At 73.7% G+C, this 16,291-nt stretch carries 13 protein-coding genes; 3 read left to right on the top strand and 10 right to left on the bottom strand.

What is annotated here, in order from left to right; all coding sequences use genetic code 11:
- Positions 1-74: 74 nt before the first annotated feature.
- Both IE255_RS37000 and IE255_RS36995 read right to left on the bottom strand, forming a co-directional pair.
- Positions 75-752 (bottom strand): AIM24 family protein, encoded by a 678-nt coding sequence (locus IE255_RS37000; protein WP_190054812.1) that lies wholly within the window; start codon positions 750-752, stop codon positions 75-77.
- Positions 753-849: 97 nt separating this feature from the next.
- Positions 850-2,472 carry a CAP domain-containing protein gene (locus IE255_RS36995; RefSeq protein ID WP_229906774.1) on the bottom strand — a complete coding sequence of 541 codons (1,623 nt, stop codon included), beginning with the start codon at positions 2,470-2,472 and terminating at the stop codon, positions 850-852.
- Positions 2,473-2,910: 438 nt separating this feature from the next.
- On the opposite strand from IE255_RS36995, the gene IE255_RS36990 reads away from it, so the two are divergent.
- Complete coding sequence (locus IE255_RS36990; protein WP_190054811.1) at positions 2,911-4,155, top strand: SGNH/GDSL hydrolase family protein; 1,245 nt, start codon at positions 2,911-2,913, stop codon at positions 4,153-4,155.
- 36 nt (positions 4,156-4,191) lie between these two features.
- On the opposite strand, the gene IE255_RS36985 is transcribed toward IE255_RS36990, so the two are convergent.
- The 5 genes from IE255_RS36985 to IE255_RS36965 form a co-directional block, all read right to left on the bottom strand.
- Complete coding sequence (locus tag IE255_RS36985) at positions 4,192-7,128, bottom strand: helix-turn-helix transcriptional regulator (protein WP_190054810.1); 2,937 nt, start codon at positions 7,126-7,128, stop codon at positions 4,192-4,194.
- A 92-nt stretch (positions 7,129-7,220) separates the two neighbouring features.
- Complete coding sequence (locus IE255_RS36980) at positions 7,221-7,574, bottom strand: UBP-type zinc finger domain-containing protein (protein ID WP_190054809.1); 354 nt, start codon at positions 7,572-7,574, stop codon at positions 7,221-7,223.
- Positions 7,571-9,016, bottom strand: a complete 1,446-nt coding sequence (locus IE255_RS36975; protein WP_190054808.1) for an ATP-binding protein — start codon at positions 9,014-9,016, stop codon at positions 7,571-7,573. The genes IE255_RS36980 and IE255_RS36975 overlap by 4 nt, the downstream gene beginning before the upstream one ends.
- Entirely contained in the window at positions 9,013-10,689 is a 1,677-nt protein-coding gene (locus IE255_RS36970) for an NAD(P)/FAD-dependent oxidoreductase (protein ID WP_190054807.1), read from the bottom strand. The genes IE255_RS36975 and IE255_RS36970 overlap by 4 nt, the downstream gene beginning before the upstream one ends.
- A 106-nt stretch (positions 10,690-10,795) precedes the next feature.
- Positions 10,796-11,149 (bottom strand): VOC family protein, encoded by a 354-nt coding sequence (locus IE255_RS36965; protein WP_190054806.1) that lies wholly within the window; start codon positions 11,147-11,149, stop codon positions 10,796-10,798.
- A 66-nt stretch (positions 11,150-11,215) separates the two neighbouring features.
- On the opposite strand from IE255_RS36965, the gene IE255_RS36960 reads away from it, so the two are divergent.
- Complete coding sequence (locus IE255_RS36960; protein ID WP_190054805.1) at positions 11,216-12,097, top strand: universal stress protein; 882 nt, start codon at positions 11,216-11,218, stop codon at positions 12,095-12,097.
- 676 nt (positions 12,098-12,773) lie between these two features.
- On the opposite strand, the gene IE255_RS36955 is transcribed toward IE255_RS36960, so the two are convergent.
- The 3 genes from IE255_RS36955 to IE255_RS36945 all read right to left on the bottom strand — a co-directional run bounded on the left by IE255_RS36955 (position 12,774) and on the right by IE255_RS36945 (position 15,549).
- Positions 12,774-14,006 carry a DUF4032 domain-containing protein gene (locus tag IE255_RS36955; protein WP_190054804.1) on the bottom strand — a complete coding sequence of 411 codons (1,233 nt, stop codon included), beginning with the start codon at positions 14,004-14,006 and terminating at the stop codon, positions 12,774-12,776.
- A 41-nt stretch (positions 14,007-14,047) separates the two neighbouring features.
- Positions 14,048-14,794 (bottom strand): MBL fold metallo-hydrolase, encoded by a 747-nt coding sequence (locus IE255_RS36950; protein WP_190054803.1) that lies wholly within the window; start codon positions 14,792-14,794, stop codon positions 14,048-14,050.
- Positions 14,795-14,916: 122 nt separating this feature from the next.
- A complete protein-coding gene (locus IE255_RS36945) occupies positions 14,917-15,549 on the bottom strand; it encodes an alpha-ketoglutarate-dependent dioxygenase AlkB (protein ID WP_190054802.1) in 633 nt (210 codons plus the stop codon).
- Positions 15,550-15,675: 126 nt separating this feature from the next.
- Here IE255_RS36945 and IE255_RS36940 point away from each other — a divergent pair, with 126 nt between their 5' ends.
- Positions 15,676-16,287, top strand: coding sequence for a TetR/AcrR family transcriptional regulator (locus tag IE255_RS36940; RefSeq protein WP_190054801.1), 612 nt, complete (start codon positions 15,676-15,678; stop codon positions 16,285-16,287).
- The last annotated feature ends 4 nt before the right edge of the window (positions 16,288-16,291 follow it).

The following is a 16,291-nucleotide window of genomic DNA, read 5'->3' as shown; positions in this document are numbered from 1 at the left end:
GTCACCTGTTGCCGATCAAGACGTTGGAGGGCCGGACCGGGTTGCCTGTGAGGCGCAGATCACCTGACGGAGGCTCAGTGCTGCCCCGGTTTCTGCGGGGTCGCCTCGCTCGGCCGCACCACGACGTACCCCTGGCCCTGGAGCATCAGCTGCACGGCCTCGCCGGAGCCGCCGCGCAGCATGGAGCCGAGGGACTGGGAGCGGTGCAGCGAGGTCTGGAGTCCCGCGGTCCAGCCGACGATCGCGTCGGTGTCGACGTACACCGGGTACTGCGGCGAGACCGGGATGACGAGCGGGTTGCCCTCGCATACCAGGGCCAGCTTGCCGTGCCCGGTGAACACGCTGTTGAACAGGCCGCCACCGGTGATGCCGGCGCCCTTCACGGTCGCGATGCGGTACGACAACGTGGCGTCGAAGCACAGCACGTTGCGCCCGTTGACCGTGAACTCGTCACCCGGTTCGACGTCGACGACGAAGCAGTTCTGCGCCTCGTGCGCGAACCAGGCCTCGCCCTGCCCGCGCACCGCCATCAGCGGGAGGCCCTCCCCGGTGACCGCGCGTTTCAGCATGCCGCCCACGCCCTGGCCCTTGCGCTCGAACTGGAGGTTGCCGCGGTAGGCGATCATCGCGCCCTGCCGGGCGAGCATCTCGCCGTTCACCGCGTACCGGACGCACTTGGCGTTCTCGACCGCCATGCCCGCCGCGACGGCCGGCTGTGCCATGTGCTCACTGGAAAAGAGGTCACCCTTCATGACGGGCATCCTCGCCCGGAGCGTCCGCCTCCGCCAAGATCGCGGCAGGGATGACCGGTGCGCGGCGCGGTGGTGCGGGGTCAGCCGTGGTGCGGGGTCAGCCGCCGAAGAGCTGCGTCCAGTAGGTGCCCGCCCGGCCGCCGCCGGCGAAGCCGATGCCGATGTGCGTGAAGTCGGGCTTGAGGATGTTGGCCCGGTGGCCGGGGCTGTTCATCCAGCCCTCCACCACGTCGGCGGGGGAGCGCTGGCCGCAGGCTATGTTCTCGCCGATGGCACGCCGGGTCGAGCCCGCGGCGGCGGCCCGGTCCCAGGGCCGGCTGCCGTCGGGCGCGGTGTGCGAGTAGAAGGCGCGGGCCACCATGTCCGCGCTGTGCGCCTGCGCCGCCGCGGTGAGCAGCGGGTCGACGGCCAGGGGAGGCAGTCCGGCCCGGGCCCGCTCCCGGTTGGTGAGGTCGGTGACGGCCGCCGCCGTCCCGGCCAGCCCGTCCGGCGTGAAGGGCCGGGCCCACAGCGCGGTCCAGTACGTGTCACCGGAGGGGCCGTCGTGGACGTGGGCCAGGCCCGTGTGGGTGAACGCCAGGTCCTGCACGGTGCGGCGGGGCGCGTCCTGGCGCAGGCAGTACGCGACGAACTCGTCGGCCGTACGCGGCCCGGACACCAGGTGCTCGCCGATGGTGAGGTACGCGTACCCGGCGCCGATGACGCGCTGGTAGACGGAGACGCCGTCGCGGGACTCGACGCCCAGGCGCCCCGAGGCGGCCATGGCGGCGGCGTGCTCCCGAGCCGCCGACACGAGACGGGCGTCGAGGGAGACCGGTGGTGAACCGGCTGCGGCACGGGCGGAGTTGACCAGGGGGAGGAAACCGTCCGGGTCGGGGGCGGACGGTGGGAAGGGCGGCGGGCCGGGGGAGGGGGAGACGGCGGTCGCGGCCGCTCCGGCCGCCGGTCCCGCTCGCCGCGCCCCGCCGCCGGGCGAGCCTGGCGCGGCGGGATCGGGACCCGGCCGGAAGACCCGGGCGCCGGCCGTGCCTGGCGTACCGGTCGCCGCAGTGCCTGGCGTACTGGATGCCGCCGTGCCCGGCGCGCCGGATGCCGCCATGCCCGGCGTACCGCTCGCCGCCGTGCCTGGTGCGCCGGATGCTGCCATGCCCGGCGTACCGCTCGCTGCCGTGCCTGGTGCGCCGAGCGCCGCCATGCCCGGCGCGCCGGATGCCGCCGGGTTCGGCCCGGACGCTGGCGGGTCGTCCACGACGTCGACGCCGAAGTCCCGGGCGAGGCCCGCCAGTCCGTCCGCGTACCCCTGGCCCAGGGCCCGCAGCTTCCAGCGGTCGCCGCGCCGGTAGAGCTCCGCGAGCAACAGCACCGTCTCCCGCTCGGGCCGCGGCGGGGTGAACCGGGCGAGCGGGCGGCCGCCGGCGTCGGTGACGTGGAGCGTGGGGGAGGGCAGGCGGCCCAGGGCGGTGCCGGGATCGGCCGGGCTGACGGCGATGGTCACCCGGGTCGCGCCCGGACGCAACCTCGGCGGGTCCACGGTCAGCGTGTCGCCCCGCAGCCGGGCGCCCGGCGCGGCCGGCTGGTTGTAGAAGACGAAGTCCTCGTCGCCCCGGACCTTTCCGCCGTCGTCCGTGACGAGCGCCGACACGTCGAACGGCCCGGGCACCCGGACGCTCACCGCACCGCCCGGCAACGGCAGATTGCCGCCGGGAACCAACTCGCTCATCGCCCCGCCCCGTTGTTTCGCCCTGTCCGCTCCGGTACGGCAGCGGATGTCCGGACAACGGCCAGGGGCACACGAGGGTTCCCGCCCGAAACAGGGCAATGCGACTACCGCCGGGAGCGATCCCCGCCGCTTCCGACGGCCTCGCCGCGCTGCCCGCCTCCACCGCCTCGGCCGCACCACAGCGCCCCGCCGAAGCGCCCCTGCCCACCGGCGGCACACACCGCCGGCTGTGGTGGCAGGCGCCCGCCGAAACGGCCGTGCAGTCGCGGCCGGGGAGCCGGCGCGCGCGGCGGCTTCGCCCTCGACCTGCGCCGACGGCACGGCAGGCCCCTCCGGGGCCACCCTGCACAGCGCCGAAGGCCGCACCACTACCGTGTCGTACGCCGGGACGACCCGCAGGATCCCGCTCACGCCCGACCGGCCGAAGGAGCGCCGACGATGCCCCGCACCGCACGCCCCCGCGGCCGTGCCGCCCTGGCCGCCCTCTCCTGCTGCGTCGCGCTGGGCTGCGGGACCGGCGCGCCGCCCCGGGGGGACCAGCCGTCCCCGCCGCCCAGCGCCCCGACGGGAGCCGGGTACGGCGTGGTCACCTGGGCCTCCTCCGCCGACCGCGTCGGCGAGGCGGTCGACGGCCGTGGCTACCGGCTGCTGGTGCACACCAGCGTCGGCGGCAGCGGCCTGAGGGTGCGGCTGTCCAACGCCTTCGGCGACCAGCCGGTGACGTTCGAGAACGTCCACGCGGGACTGCAACGGGACGGGGCCGCGCTGGTCCCCGGCAGCAACAGGCGCCTGGCCTTCGGCGGCGCGCGCTCCGTCACCGTCCCCCCAGGCGGCATCGTCTACAGCGACCCGCTGCCCGGCCATGTCCCCGCCGCGCACACGCTCGCCGTCAGCCTGTACGTCGCCCGGGCGGGCGGCGCCCTCACCGGGCACTGGATGGCGATGCAGACGTCGTACACCACCGAGGGCGACCACACCGCAGAGGAGAGCGCGGCGAACTGGAAGCAGCGGACCGGCTCCTGGTTCTACCTCGACGCCGTCACCGTGCGGCCCGGCAAGGGGACGGGGGCCGTGGCCGCCCTCGGCGACTCCATCACCGACGGCCGGCAGTCGACGACCGGCCTCAACCGCCGCTGGCCCGACTACCTCGCCCGCCGCCTCGCCAAGTCCCCGACGAACACGGTGAAGGGCGTGGCCAACGGCGGCATCGCCGGCAACAAGGTCCTCACCGACGGCCCCGGGCAGAGCGCCCTGAACCGGCTGCAACGGGACGCGCTCTCGCTGCCGGGCGTGCGGACGGTGTTCCTCTTCCAGGGCGTCAACGACATCAAGGCCGAGCCCGGGGCCACGGCCGCCGGGCTGATCGCCGGGTACCGGAAGATGATCGACCGGGCGCACGCGGCCGGGAAGTGCGTCGTCGCCGCCACGATCGCGCCCTTCAAGGGCTGGCAGGAGTGGGACCCCGCCGGGGAAGCGGTACGCCAGGAAGTCAACGCCTTCATCCGCGGCAGCGGCGAGTTCGACGCCGTCGCGGACTTCGACCGCATCCTGCGCAGCCCCCACGACCCCGAGCGGATCCTCCCCGCCTTCGACGGCGGCGACCATCTGCACCCCAACGACAAGGGGATGCGGGCGATGGCCGACGCCGTCGATCTGGAGAGCCTCGACTGTGGGGCCGGGTGACCAAGGGAACGCGCCTGGCCCGGGCAGGTCGGGCGGTCAGCCGGACGCCGACGGCTCCGGGGTGATCAGGCCCTCCCGGTAGGCGATCGCCACGGCCTCGCCGCGGCTCGACGCGCCCAGCTTGGCGAGGATGTTGGAGACATGGACGCTCGCCGTCTTGCCGCTGATGAACAGCTCCTCGCCGATCTGCCGGTTGCTGCGGCCGAGGGCGAGCAGCCGCAGCACGTCCTGCTCGCGCGCGGTGAGCACACCGGCGCGGTCGCCGCCGTCCGGCGTGTCCGACAGCCGGCCGCGACGGACCAGGGCGTCCACCTGCTCCCGCAGCGGCACGGCACCGAGGCGCTCGGCGGTCTCCCGGACCGCCCGGGCCTCCGCCGCCGCCTCCTCACGACGCCCGGCCGCCACCAGCGCCTCGGTGTACCGCAGCCGGCAGCGCGCCCGCTCGTGGACGTCGCCGTAGCCGAACGCCGACACCGCCTCCGCCCAGGCCGCCGCGTCCGGCCCCGACACGGCCCGCACGCACTCGGCCTCGGCCCGGGCCAGCCACGCGTGCCCCTCGGGCCCCTGCGGCGTGCCGTCCTCGCCGTGGCAGGCGATGTCCCGCGCCAGTTCCACCAGTTCCGTCGCCGTGTCCGCCCAGCGGCGGGCCCCCGGCTCGTCGCCGGTGCGCCGCAGTTCGACGGCCGCGTCGGCAACGGCGGACAGCGCCAGGGCGGCGAGCCGGACCGTCACGTCCGGGCGGGTGCCCGCCTCGTCGGTGAGGGCCGTGACCGTGGAGCGCATCCACCGCACGGCGTCCTCGGGATCACCGCGCAGCACCGCGGCCTCGGTGAGGACGATGCCCGCGACCAGGGTGGCCATCCAGTCGAAGGGCCCCTCCAGCAGGGCACGGGCCCGGTCCGCCGCCGCGAGATCGCCGCGGGCCAGCGCCACGTACAGCGCGGGACCGACCGTGTACCCGCCGGCGGCCGGCAGCACCTCGGCGTCGGCCGCCGCCGCGCGCACGCACTCGTCCCAGCGGCCCAGGGCGTGCAGCACCAGCAGCCGCAGGTACCGCATCTCCAGCGGGTACGGCGACGACAGCAGCCCGGCGCGCCGGGCCCGGTCCAGGCCCTCCGTCAGCCAGGGCAGGCACTCCGCCAGGTCCCCGTTCTCGTAACAGCCCATGGCGAGGTTGAACACGGCGCGCAGCTCCACGGGCGCGTTGCCCGAACGCGAGGCCAGTTCCCGGGCCTTGAGCAGCCGCTGCCGTCCCTCCGGGCTGCGCCGCCCGCCGCCGTCGAACCCGGCCAGGGAGATCAGCAGGTCCGCCTGGGCGTCGGTCACCCGCAGCGCCTCGGCCACGTCCAGCGCCCTGCGCGCCACCCGCAGCGCGGTCTCGTTCTCCCCGACGTAGCGCGCGGCCATGACATGGGTGGCCGCCGCCCACACCCACGTACGCGACGGGGGATCCTCCGGGATCATCGCCAGCGCCTCGCTGCTGTAGGCGAACGCCGCCGTCAGGCTGTCCACGCTCAGCAGGTTCCCGGCGAGGGTGTAGCGGACCCGGGCGGCGAGCTCGGAGTCGGCGTCCTGGCCGAGCTCCGCCAGCGCGGACCGGGTGAGGGAGACCGCCCGGTGCAACTCGCCGGCGTGCGCGGCGGCCGCCGAGGCGCGCAACGTCAGCGTCACCCGGTCGACGCCCCCGCCGGCCGGCCGGGCCTCGGCCGCCACGGCCGGCCACAGGTCGAGGGCGGCTTCGAGATGCCGCTGCTCCTCGGCCGGTGCGCCGACCCGCTGGGCGTGGTCGGCGGCCTCCAGGGAGGCGGCCAGCGCCTCGGCGAGGTCGTGGCTCTCCCGGTAGTGGTGGGCGCGCTCGGCGGCGCTCTCGGCGCGGCGCCCGCGCCCGGCGAGCAGCCGCGCGAACGACCCGTGCAGCCGGGCCCGTTCCCCGGGCAGCAGATCGGCGTAGACGGCCTCGCGGGCGAGGGCGTGCCGGAAGGAGTACGTGTCGTCGTCTCCGGCGACCAGGAGCTGCCGCCCCACCGCCTCGCGCAGCGCCGACTCCAGCTCCTCCTCGGGCAGCCCGACCGCCTCCCGCAGCAGGTCGTGCTCCACCCGGCGCCCGGCGACGGCGGCGGTCCGCAGCACCTGCTGGGCGGTGTCGGAGAGCTGCTCGAAGCGGATCAGCAGCACATCGGCGAGTCCGCTGGGCACCCCGCCGGACTCCGTGTCGGTGGCCGCGAGCAGCTCCTCCGCGTAGAAGGCGTTCCCCTCGGCCCGCTCCACGATCCGCCGCACGGTGGCGTCCGGCAGCGGCCGTTGTTCGAGGGCCCGCACCAGCCGGTCCACATCGGGATCGGCCAGCGGCCGCAGCTCCAGCCGCTCCACGGCGGGCAGCCGCACCAGCTCCGCCAGCAGCGGCCGCAGGGGATGCCGGCGGTGCAGGTCGTCCGCCCGGTACGAGGCGAACACCGCCAGCCGGTGCCGCAGGACGCCCCGGCCGAGCAGGAACCGCAGCAGGTCCCGCGACGACTGGTCGGCCCAGTGCAGATCCTCCAGCACGAGCAACAGCGGGGCGACCTCCGCCACGTCGGCCAGCAGCCCGGCCATCCCCTCGAACAGCCGCAACCGCCCGTCCACGTCCCGCACGGCATCGGTCCCGGCCCCCAGCAGCCGCTCGACCACGGGATGCGCGGCCAGGGCCCCCGCGAACCGCTCGTCGGCGGCGAGCACCCCCAGGATCTCGGTGAACGGCAGATAGGGCAGCCCGACGTCGCCGAGATCCACACAGTGCCCGGTGACCACGGTCATACCGCCCTCGGCGGCCCGCTTCCCGACTTCGTCCAGCACCCGCGTCTTGCCGACACCGGCGTCCCCGGCGACCAGCACGGCTCGCGCCTCACCTCCGCGCGCACGCTCCAGTACGTCGGAGAGCCGCGCGAGTTCGGCATCCCGCCCGACAACAGGCGTGACTGATGAGGCCTGGGGCACGAAACCAACTTTCTTTTCCTGGGGACGCGGGGAACTGCGCGAACAACCACAATCAACCCGCAGCCGCCGTATGACCGGACAGTCCCGAGCTGCTAGGCCCGCAACCCCTTGGCCCAATCCACCGGCACCCGCCCGGCAGGGCCGGGCGCCGGCTGCTCATCCGGATGACTCACCGGCGCGGCCAACTCCGGCCCACCCTCGTACAACTCGTTCGTCTCGAAGTTCCAGAACCAGCTCTCACCCGGTTCGAAACTCTGCACGAACGGATGCCCCGTCTCCCGGAAATGAGCCGTCGCGTGCCGCGCCGGCGAACTGTCACAGCACCCCACATGCCCGCACTGCGCACACCGCCGCAGGTGGAACCACCACCCCCCGGCCGCATCACACTCCACACACCCGCTGCCGCTCGGCGGCACACTCGGATCGATCCCGTCCACATCACTCATGCCGGCTCCTCCTCGACCGCTGTCAGCGGAAGCAGCACCTGGAAACGCGTGTCCCCCGGCTCCGACTCCACGTGGATGCTCCCGTGGTGCTTGTCGACCACGATCCGCCAGGAGATGTCCAGGCCGAGCCCCGTCCCCTCGCCCACGGGCTTCGTCGTGAAGAAGGGGTCGAAGATCCGCCCCCGGTCCTCCGCCGGGATACCGACGCCCGTGTCCCGGAACTCCACCAGCAGCCGGTCGTGGTCCCGCGCGGTCCGCACGGTCAACGTCCCTTCGCCGCTCGCGCTGTTCATCGCCGATACCGCGTTGTCGATCAGGTTCGTCCACACCTGGTTGAGCTCCGCCGGATACGCCGGGATCTTCGGCAGCGTCCGGTCGTACTCCTTGACGACCTTGATCTCCGGGCCGAACTTGCCGGACAGCATCAGCAGGGTGGAGTCGAGGAGTTCGTGCACATCGGCGTCCTGGAAGGGCGCCCGGTCGAGCTGCGAGTACTGCTTCGCCGCGTCGACGAGATGCGAGATGCGCGTGGTCGAGTCGTGGATCTCGTCCATCAGCAGCTCGGTCTCGACGGTGTAGTTGAGCCACCCGATCGCGCTCGGCAGCATCTCCTCGTCCACCGCCGCCGCGACCTGGTCCAGCCAGTCCACGTCGAGACCGGCCTGGACGAACGTGGGCGCGATCCGCCAGCCGTCCTGGATGTCGTGGTCGTCGAGCCAGTCGGTGACCGTGTCCTCCCGGTCGGAGGCCTCCAGCGGGCTCAGCACCGGGGCCTTGGCGACGCGCTCGGCGGTGCGTTCCTGGATGTCGATGAGCTTCGCCATCACCTCGGGGGAGTACGCCCCCTGCGCGATGACCGCCAGCTTGTGCCGCATCTTGCCCACCCGCTCCCGCAGCGTCGCGGTCGCCCGTACGGCCGCCGCGGCCGGGTTGTTGAGCTCGTGGGTGAGACCGGCCGACAGCGAGCCGAGCGCCAGCAGCCGTTCGCGCTGCCCGATCATCCGCTGGGTGTTCTTCGAACCGAAGAAGAGCCCCTCCAGCAGATGCACCGCCATCGGGAACCACTCCTGCATGATCTCCGCGAACGTGTCGGCGGGCAGCACGAAGAACCGCGTCGGCTCCGTGACGCGCATGGAGTTGTTGTAGACCTGCCGCACCCGGTCGCCGAGATACGCCTGCATGGACCCCGCGTACACCCCCCGCTGCGAGGTCCGGGTCACCTCCACGTCGTCCCCGCCGACCCGGCGGTACAGCACGACCGTGCCCTCGAGCATCACGTAGAAGCAGGTGGCGGGCTCGCCCTCGGTGTACACGGGGCCGGGCTCGAAGCGCTCCACCCGCCCCTCGGCGCACAGCCGCCCGAGTTGTTCGGGCGTCAGCTTCTCGAACAGGAAGAGGGAGCCGATCTCCTGCGGGGCGCACGGCACGGGCCGCCCGCTCACGACTGCTCCAGATACCGGTGGACGAGCATCACGGCCATGGCTCCCTCTCCGACGGCGGACGCGACCCGCTTGGCGGACTCGGAGCGGGCGTCACCCGCCACGAACACGCCGGGCACGCTGGTCTCCAGGTGGTACGGCGGCCGGTCCAGCTCCCAGCCCTCAGGCGGGCGGCCGTCCGCGGTCAGGTCCGGCCCGGCGAGGATGAACCCGCGCTCGTCCCGCAGCACCGTGCCGTCCAGCCAGTCGGTCAGCGGGGCCGCGCCGATGAACACGAACATCCACTGCGCGTCGACCTGTTCGGTCTCGCCGGTGTCCACGTCCCGCAGGGTGAGCCGCTCCAGGCGGCCGTCGCCGTGCGCCTCCTCGACGACCGTGCGGGCCCGCACCCGGATGTTGGGGGACTCCTCGATCTGCTGGATCAGGTAGTGCGACATCGACGCCGCCAGCGACTCGCCGCGCACCAGCAGCGTCACCGACTTGGCGCCCCGCGACAGGTACATCGCCGCCTGCCCGGCGGAGTTGGCGCCGCCGACGATGTACACGTCCTGCCCCTGGCAGGAGGGTGCCTCCGTCAGGGCGGAGCCGTAGAACACCCCGCATCCGGTCAGGTCCTCGCAGCCGGGCGCCTCCAACTGCCGGTAGGACACGCCGGTCGCCAGGATCACGCTGTGCGCGGCGACCGCCGAGCCGTCGGAGAACCGTACGATCCGGGCGGCGCCGTTGGCCTCCAGCGCCGTCACCTCGCGCGCGGTGAGGATCTCGGCGCCGAACTTGGCCGCCTGCCGCCGCGCCCGGTCGGTGAGCTGCGCCCCCGACACGCCGTCGGGGAAGCCGAGGTAGTTCTCGATGCGGGAGCTCTGCCCGGCCTGCCCGCCGGTCGCCGACCGCTCCACCAGCACGGTCCGCAGCCCTTCCGACGCCCCGTAGACGGCGGCGCCCAGCCCGGCCGGGCCGCCGCCGATCACGACCAGGTCGTAGAAGTCGGCCGTCGGGGTCGTCGCCAGCCCGACCCGGGCGGCGAGGTCGACGGCCCCCGGTTCCACGAGCGGCGTCCCGTCGGGCGTGATCACCACCGGCAGGCGCATCCCGTCCGCGCCGGCCGCGGCCAGCAGCCGCCGCCCCTCCGGCTCGTCGGAGGAGTACCAGCGGTAGGGCACCTGGTTGCGGGCCAGGAACTCCCGCACGTGCGAGGAGCGCGCCGACCAGCGGTGCCCGACGACCTTCGTGCTGGGCACGGGCCGGAAGTCGCTGCTCCGCCACGCCCGGAGCAGATCGTCGAGCACCGGATACAGCTTCTCCTCGGGCGGATCCCACGGCTTGAGGAGGTAGTGGTCGAGATCGACGACGTTGATCGCGTCGATCGCCGCGTTCGTGTCCGCGTACGCGGTCAGCAGCACGCGCCGCGCGCCCGGGTAGACGTCCAGGGCCTGTTCGAGGAACTCGATGCCGTTCATCCGCGGCATCCGGTAGTCGGCCAGGATCACCGCCACGAGATCGCCGCGCAGCTTCAGCTCCCGCAGCGCGTCCAGCGCGGACGCCCCGGACTCCGCCCGCACGATCCGGTACGACGCGCCGTACCGCCGCCTCAGGTCCCGGGCCACGGCCCGGGAGACCCCCGGGTCGTCGTCCACGGTCATGATGACGGTCCGTGCCGTGTCGGCGGCCTGTGCCATACGTCCCCCACGCCGGGCGGTTGACTCCCGGCACGGCGTCCCGGGGCACCGCGCCGACCTCCGCCCATCGTATGTTCGATCGCCGCACCGTGCCCGGATACGGGGATCAGCTCTTGAAGGCCCCCAGCACGCAGAACTCGTTGCCCTCCGGATCGGCGAGCGTCACCCACGACTGCTCGCCCTGCCCGATGTCGGCGTGCCGCGCGCCGAGCGCCAGCAGCCGGGCGACCTCGGCCTCCTGGTCGTCGGGCCGGAAGTCGAGGTGGAGGCGGTTCTTGACCGTCTTGCGCTCCGGCACGCTCGTGAACAGCAACCCGGGCAGCCGGTCGGGGGCCGGCCGGATCTCGAACTCGTCGGGTGCGTCGTTCACCACCGTCCAGCCCAGCGCCTCGGCCCACCAGCGGCCCAGGGCCTCCGGGTCGGCCGAGTCCACCATGACCTGTTCCCACTCCAAAGACATGGAGCGAAGGGTAGGGAAGACTGATCATCAACGCCAGCGACTTTTTCCACACAAGGAGGCAGCCGGATGACACGCCCGATCACCGCAGGGGTCGACGGATCACAGGAGAGCCTCGCGGCCCTCGGCTGGGCGGCCCGCGAGGCGGTGCGGCGCGATCGGCCGCTGCGCGTGGTGCACGCCTGGCGGTTCCAGCCGCGGGAGGCGCTCGAAGCGGGGATCGAGGGGGACGCGGACAGTCAGGCCGAGTGGGTGCACAGCGCGGTGACCGAGGCCGTCGGGACCGTCACCGAACGGCACCCGGACCTGGAGGTGACCACGGACGTCGTGGAGGGCCCGGTCGTCGACACCCTGGTCGCCGCCGCTGCCGACGCCGAACTGCTGGTACTCGGCTCGCGCGGGCACGGGCCGATCGTCGGCTTCCTGCTCGGCTCGGTCGGCCAGCAGGTCATCGCCGAGACCACCCGGCCCGTGGTGCTCGTCCGGGCCGGCGACCAGCCCTCGGACGAGGCCGCAGGGCGCGAGGTCGTCGTGGGCCAGCAGGGCGACCCGGAGGACAACGCGGACGCGCTGCGCTTCGCCTTCGAGACGGCCGCGGCGCGCGGGGCGACCGTGCGGGTCGTACGCGCCTGGACGCTGCCGCCCGTGTTCGCCTACAGCCCCGGCTCGCTGAAGCTCCTCGACGAGGCCGGGGGACTGGAGCCCTACGAGAAGAAGGCCCTGGCCGCCGCGGTCCGGCCCTGGCGGGAACGCTTCCCCGACGTGCCGGTGGAGGAGCACGTGGAGATGGGCAGCGCCGGGCAGGTCCTGCTGTCGGTGGCCGGCACGGCCCAGCTGATGGTCGTCGGCCGCCGCGCCCACCGCACGGCCGTCGGCGCCCGCATCGGCTCGGTGGCCCACGGCGTCCTCCACCACGCGGACTGCCCGGTGGCGGTGGTCCCCCACACGTAACCGCCCCCCTTCGGTGTCTGCTGCCGTGAGTGATGGGTGGTGGGTGGTGGGTGCGCTGAGTGGTGGGTGCGCTGAGTGGTGGGTGGCGGCGTGCTCGGCGTCTGCGGCGGCCGGTGAGGCCGTGCGCTTGGCGTCTGCCGCCGCCTTCCGGACGGCGGCGGTCCCACTCGGCGCGGGCGGCGCGGCCTGACGGCCGCCGCCCGGTCGCCGTTCACGGCCTGGGCGCGGGCGCGGCCCGCGCCCGCGACGAGGAACGCCCGGGCCGCTGCTCTGCGCCGTGCCGGCGGGCGCCCGAGTTCCCGCTTACCGCTGTGGACGGCGCGCCCCTCGCGTCTGCCGCCATGCGCGAGCGATGGCGCCTCTGTTCTGTGCCGCTGCCGACAAGCGACCGGGGCCATGCTCGGAGCCGCCAGTGGACGTCGGTCCGCCCCCCGTCGGACGGCGGGCGCGCGGTGCCCGGCGCCCCGGGTCACGGTCCGCCGGTGGCGCGGCGCCGGTCGGCCGCCAGGCCGGGTCGCTGCACCCTGGCTTGCGGCCTGCGGCCCCTGGCTTGGCGGCCTGCGGCCCCTGGCTTGGCGGCCTGCGGCCCCTGGCTTGGCGGCCTGCGGCCCCTGGCTTGGCGGCCTGCGGCCCCTGGCTTGGCGGCCTGCGGCCCCCGGCCTGGCGGCCCCCGGCCTCATTCCGCCGTCGGCTGGAGTGTCTCGCTCGCCTTCGGGAGGATGTTCTTGATGTAGTCCTCGACCGCCGTGTCGAGGCCGATGTCGTGCTGGGCGCGCTCGGACATGTACCAGCGGTGTTCGAGGAGCTGGTGGTAGATCTCCGCCGGGTCCATCGCGCCGCGCAGTTCGAGCGGGACCGCACGCACGGTCGGCCGGAAAACCTCCCGCACCCAGCGGTGGGCCAGCACCTCGGGGCGGGCGCCGAGGGGGTCGCCCGGCGCGTAGTCGTCCTGGGTCGCCATCCAGCTCTCCAGGTCGTTCAGCAGCCGCCGGGCCTGGTTCTCCTCCGTGTCCAGCCCGGTCAGCCGCAGCAACTGCCGCTGGTGGTGACCCGCGTCGACGACCTTGGGCACGAACGTGACCGTGTCACCGTTCGAGGCGTGCTCGATCTGCATCTCGGCCACGTCGAAGCCGAGGTCGTTCAGGCGGCGGATCCGGCGTTCGATGTAGTGGTACTTGCCGGCCGGGTAGACGGACGTGCGCGTCAGCTCGTCCCACAGACCGCGGTAACGCGCGCAGATCTCCATGCCGAACTCGACCGGGTCGACGGACGGATGCAGCGCCCCGGACGCCTCCAGGTCCAGCAGTTCCCCGCTGATGTTCACCCGGGCGAGATCGAGGTCGTACTCGCGCTGCCCGACGCTGAGTTGCGGGTGCAGGTCACCGGTCTCGGCGTCCACCAGATAGGCCGCGTAGGCGCCCGCGTCGCGCCGGAAGAGGGTGTTGGACAGGGAGCAGTCGCCCCACGCGAACCCGGCCAGGTGCAGCCGCACCAGGAGCACGGCGAGCGCGTCCATCAGCCGGTGCATGGTGGCCGGACGCATGGTCGTCTCGAACATCGAGCGGTACGGCATCGAGCCGCCCAGGTGCCGGGTGACGAGCACGCTCTCCAGCGGCGCGCCGTCCGCGTCGACGCGGCCCGTGACCACGGCCAGCGGATCCACCGCCGGGATCCCGATCCGGTCCAGGTCGCGCAGCAGCTCGTACTCGCGCAGCGCGGGCCGCTCGGCCAGCTCCTTGACGGCGATCACCTCGTCGCCGGCGCGCGAGTAGCGCACCACGTGCCGGGAGATGCCGCGCGGCAGCGGCACGAGGTACTCCTCCGGCCACTCCTCCAGGGGCACGTCCCACGGCAGTTCCAGCAGGAGCGCGGGATGCTCCGGGTTCGTCGCGCTGATCTGGAGTGCCATGCGCCGGGTGTCCTTGTCTCGCCGCCGATCGTCGCCTCACTCTAAAGGGCGCGCTCCCGGGCCCGGTCCGCGGCGTCCCGCACCGGACCGCGGTGCACCGGGCCGTGCCCGGGCAGCAGCACATCGCCCTCCAGTCCGGCGAGCACGTCCAGGGAGGCCACGGCACGGGACCGCTCGCGGTGGAACATGTCCGGCAGCAGCTGCGGCCCCTCGACGCGGGAGGTGGGGTGGCCGCTGACCAGGGCGTCGCCGGAGATCAGCACGCCGGTGCCCGGCACGTGGTAGGCGCAGTGCCCGTCGGTGTGGCCCGGCGTGTGCACCGGCACGGGCCGCCCGGGCAGGTCCAGGGCGCCGTCACCGGGGAACGCCTCCGGGGCGGTGACGGGGACGTGGGCCGTGCCGCCGGAGCGCAGCGCGTGCACCGCCCACGGCAGCACCCCCGGCCGCCAGCCGTTGCGCAGCACCGTCCCGACGGACACCTGGTGCAGGAACTCCCGCCGCGCGTGCGGCACTTCGGCCTCGTGGAGGTACACGGGCGTGCCGTACGTGGCCCGCAGATACTCGGCGGAGCCCAGGTGGTCGTTGTGCGCGTGCGTGATCAGCACCGCCGCGACGGCCTCCGGAGCGCTCCCCACCTCCGCGAGCGAGGCGAGGACCCGCTCCCGGTCGCCGGGATAGCCGGTGTCGACCAGCGTGACGGCGTCCCCCTCCGTGAGGATCACCCAGTTCGTGTTGGATCCGTGCACCAGGTAGGTGCCGTCCGCGACGTGGTGTATGTCTGCCCGCATGATCGCCCCGCATGGTGAGGTCCCGGTCCCAGCCCGACGGGACAAGAAAAGCAGACCCCGCGGGTGGCGAAATCACCGGGCCCGGATCAACGGACCGGCGCGGCACGGCCGTTGGGCGTGTCTCACTGCACGCCGTGCGGGCGGAACTGGATGCTGATGCGGGGCCCCGTCGCGCGCGTGCTCTTGGGGACCGAGTGCTCCCAGGTGCGCTGGCAGGAACCGCCCATCACGATCAGGTCGCCGTGGCCCAGGGGCCGACGCACCGTGTCGCGACCGCCCCGCATCGGGCGCAGCAGCAGGTCCCTGGGCGCCCCCACGGACAGGATGGCGACCATGGTGTCCTCGCGCGCGCCCCGCCCGATCCGGTCGCCGTGCCAGGCCACACTGTCCCGGCCGTCGCGGTAGTAGCACAGCCCGGCCGTGGTGAACGGCTCGCCCAGCTCCCCGGCGTAGTGGGCGCTCAGCGCGTCCCGCGCCTCGGCCAGCACCGGATGCGGCAGCGCATCGCCGGCGCCGTAGAACGCGAGCAGCCGCGGCACGTCGACGACGTGGTCGTACATCTGACGCCGCTCCGCCCGCCACGGCACCTGTGCGGCCAGCTGTTCGAACAGCTCGTCGGAGCCGCTGAGCCACCCGGGCAGCACGTCGAGCCAGGCGCCGAACCCGAGGTCGGTGCGGCGGATCCCGTCGAGCGTGCCGAGGCGCAGCTCGTCGGCCTGGTCGAAGAGGGAGCCCTGGAGGTGATGCCTGGCCATGCGTTCAGCGTACCCCTTAATCGAAAGTGTGTTCCATGGAGAGGATGCCTTTCGATACATCGCTGTATCGAATACAGTCGTGTATCGAAAGGGGGTCTGTCCGTGCATCAGGAAGCCACCGGGCGCGTGACCAGGCGCCGTGTCCGCACGCGCGCCAACCTTCTCCAGGCGGCGTTCGCCGTGTTCGCGGCCAAGGGCTTCGGGCACGTCTCGATCGAGGAGGTGTGCGAGGCCGCCGGCTACAGCAGGGGCGCCTTCTACTCCAACTTCTCCAGCCTCGACGAGCTGTTCTTCGCCCTCTACCAGGAACGGGCCGAGCTGATCGCGGAGCAGGTGTCCGGGGCCCTCGCCCTCGACGGCCCCGACCTAGACGTGCCGGCCGCCGTGGACCGCGTCACCGAGGTGCTGCTGCTCGACCGGGACTGGCTCCTGGTGAAGACGGACTTCCTCGTGCACGCCGCCCGCGACCCCGACGTGGCGCGGAGCCTGCTCGAACACCGCGCCCGGCTGCGGCGGGCGATCGCCGACCGGCTCGCCCGCGCCCGCGGGCACACCGCCCTGCCCGCCGTCCTGGGCGACACCGACGGCGCCGCCCATGCCGTGGTCGCGGCGTACGACGGCGTCACCGTGCAACTGCTGCTGGACCGGGACGTCGAGCACGCCCGGGCCTGGCTGAAGCAACTGCTCACGGCCCTGCTGACCGACGGCAGCGGCACCCTCGAAGACACGCGTAACTGAAGAA

The sequence above is a fragment of the Streptomyces lomondensis genome, from assembly GCF_014651035.1.
Lineage (GTDB): Bacteria > Actinomycetota > Actinomycetes > Streptomycetales > Streptomycetaceae > Streptomyces > Streptomyces lomondensis.
The sequence above is the reverse complement of the archived record's forward strand: the minus strand, read 5'-3'. Positions and strand labels throughout refer to the sequence as shown.

Coding starts and splice junctions, on each gene's coding strand:
- IE255_RS37000 (WP_190054812.1), bottom strand. CDS start 752: ATGAAGGGTGACCTCTTTTCCAGTGAGCACATGGCACAGCCGGCCGTC.
- IE255_RS36995 (WP_229906774.1), bottom strand. CDS start 2,472: ATGAGCGAGTTGGTTCCCGGCGGCAATCTGCCGTTGCCGGGCGGTGCG.
- IE255_RS36990 (WP_190054811.1), top strand. CDS start 2,911: ATGCCCCGCACCGCACGCCCCCGCGGCCGTGCCGCCCTGGCCGCCCTC.
- IE255_RS36980 (WP_190054809.1), bottom strand. CDS start 7,574: ATGAGTGATGTGGACGGGATCGATCCGAGTGTGCCGCCGAGCGGCAGC.
- IE255_RS36970 (WP_190054807.1), bottom strand. CDS start 10,689: ATGGCACAGGCCGCCGACACGGCACGGACCGTCATCATGACCGTGGAC.
- IE255_RS36965 (WP_190054806.1), bottom strand. CDS start 11,149: ATGTCTTTGGAGTGGGAACAGGTCATGGTGGACTCGGCCGACCCGGAG.
- IE255_RS36960 (WP_190054805.1), top strand. CDS start 11,216: ATGACACGCCCGATCACCGCAGGGGTCGACGGATCACAGGAGAGCCTC.
- IE255_RS36955 (WP_190054804.1), bottom strand. CDS start 14,006: ATGGCACTCCAGATCAGCGCGACGAACCCGGAGCATCCCGCGCTCCTG.
- IE255_RS36950 (WP_190054803.1), bottom strand. CDS start 14,794: ATGCGGGCAGACATACACCACGTCGCGGACGGCACCTACCTGGTGCAC.
- IE255_RS36945 (WP_190054802.1), bottom strand. CDS start 15,549: ATGGCCAGGCATCACCTCCAGGGCTCCCTCTTCGACCAGGCCGACGAG.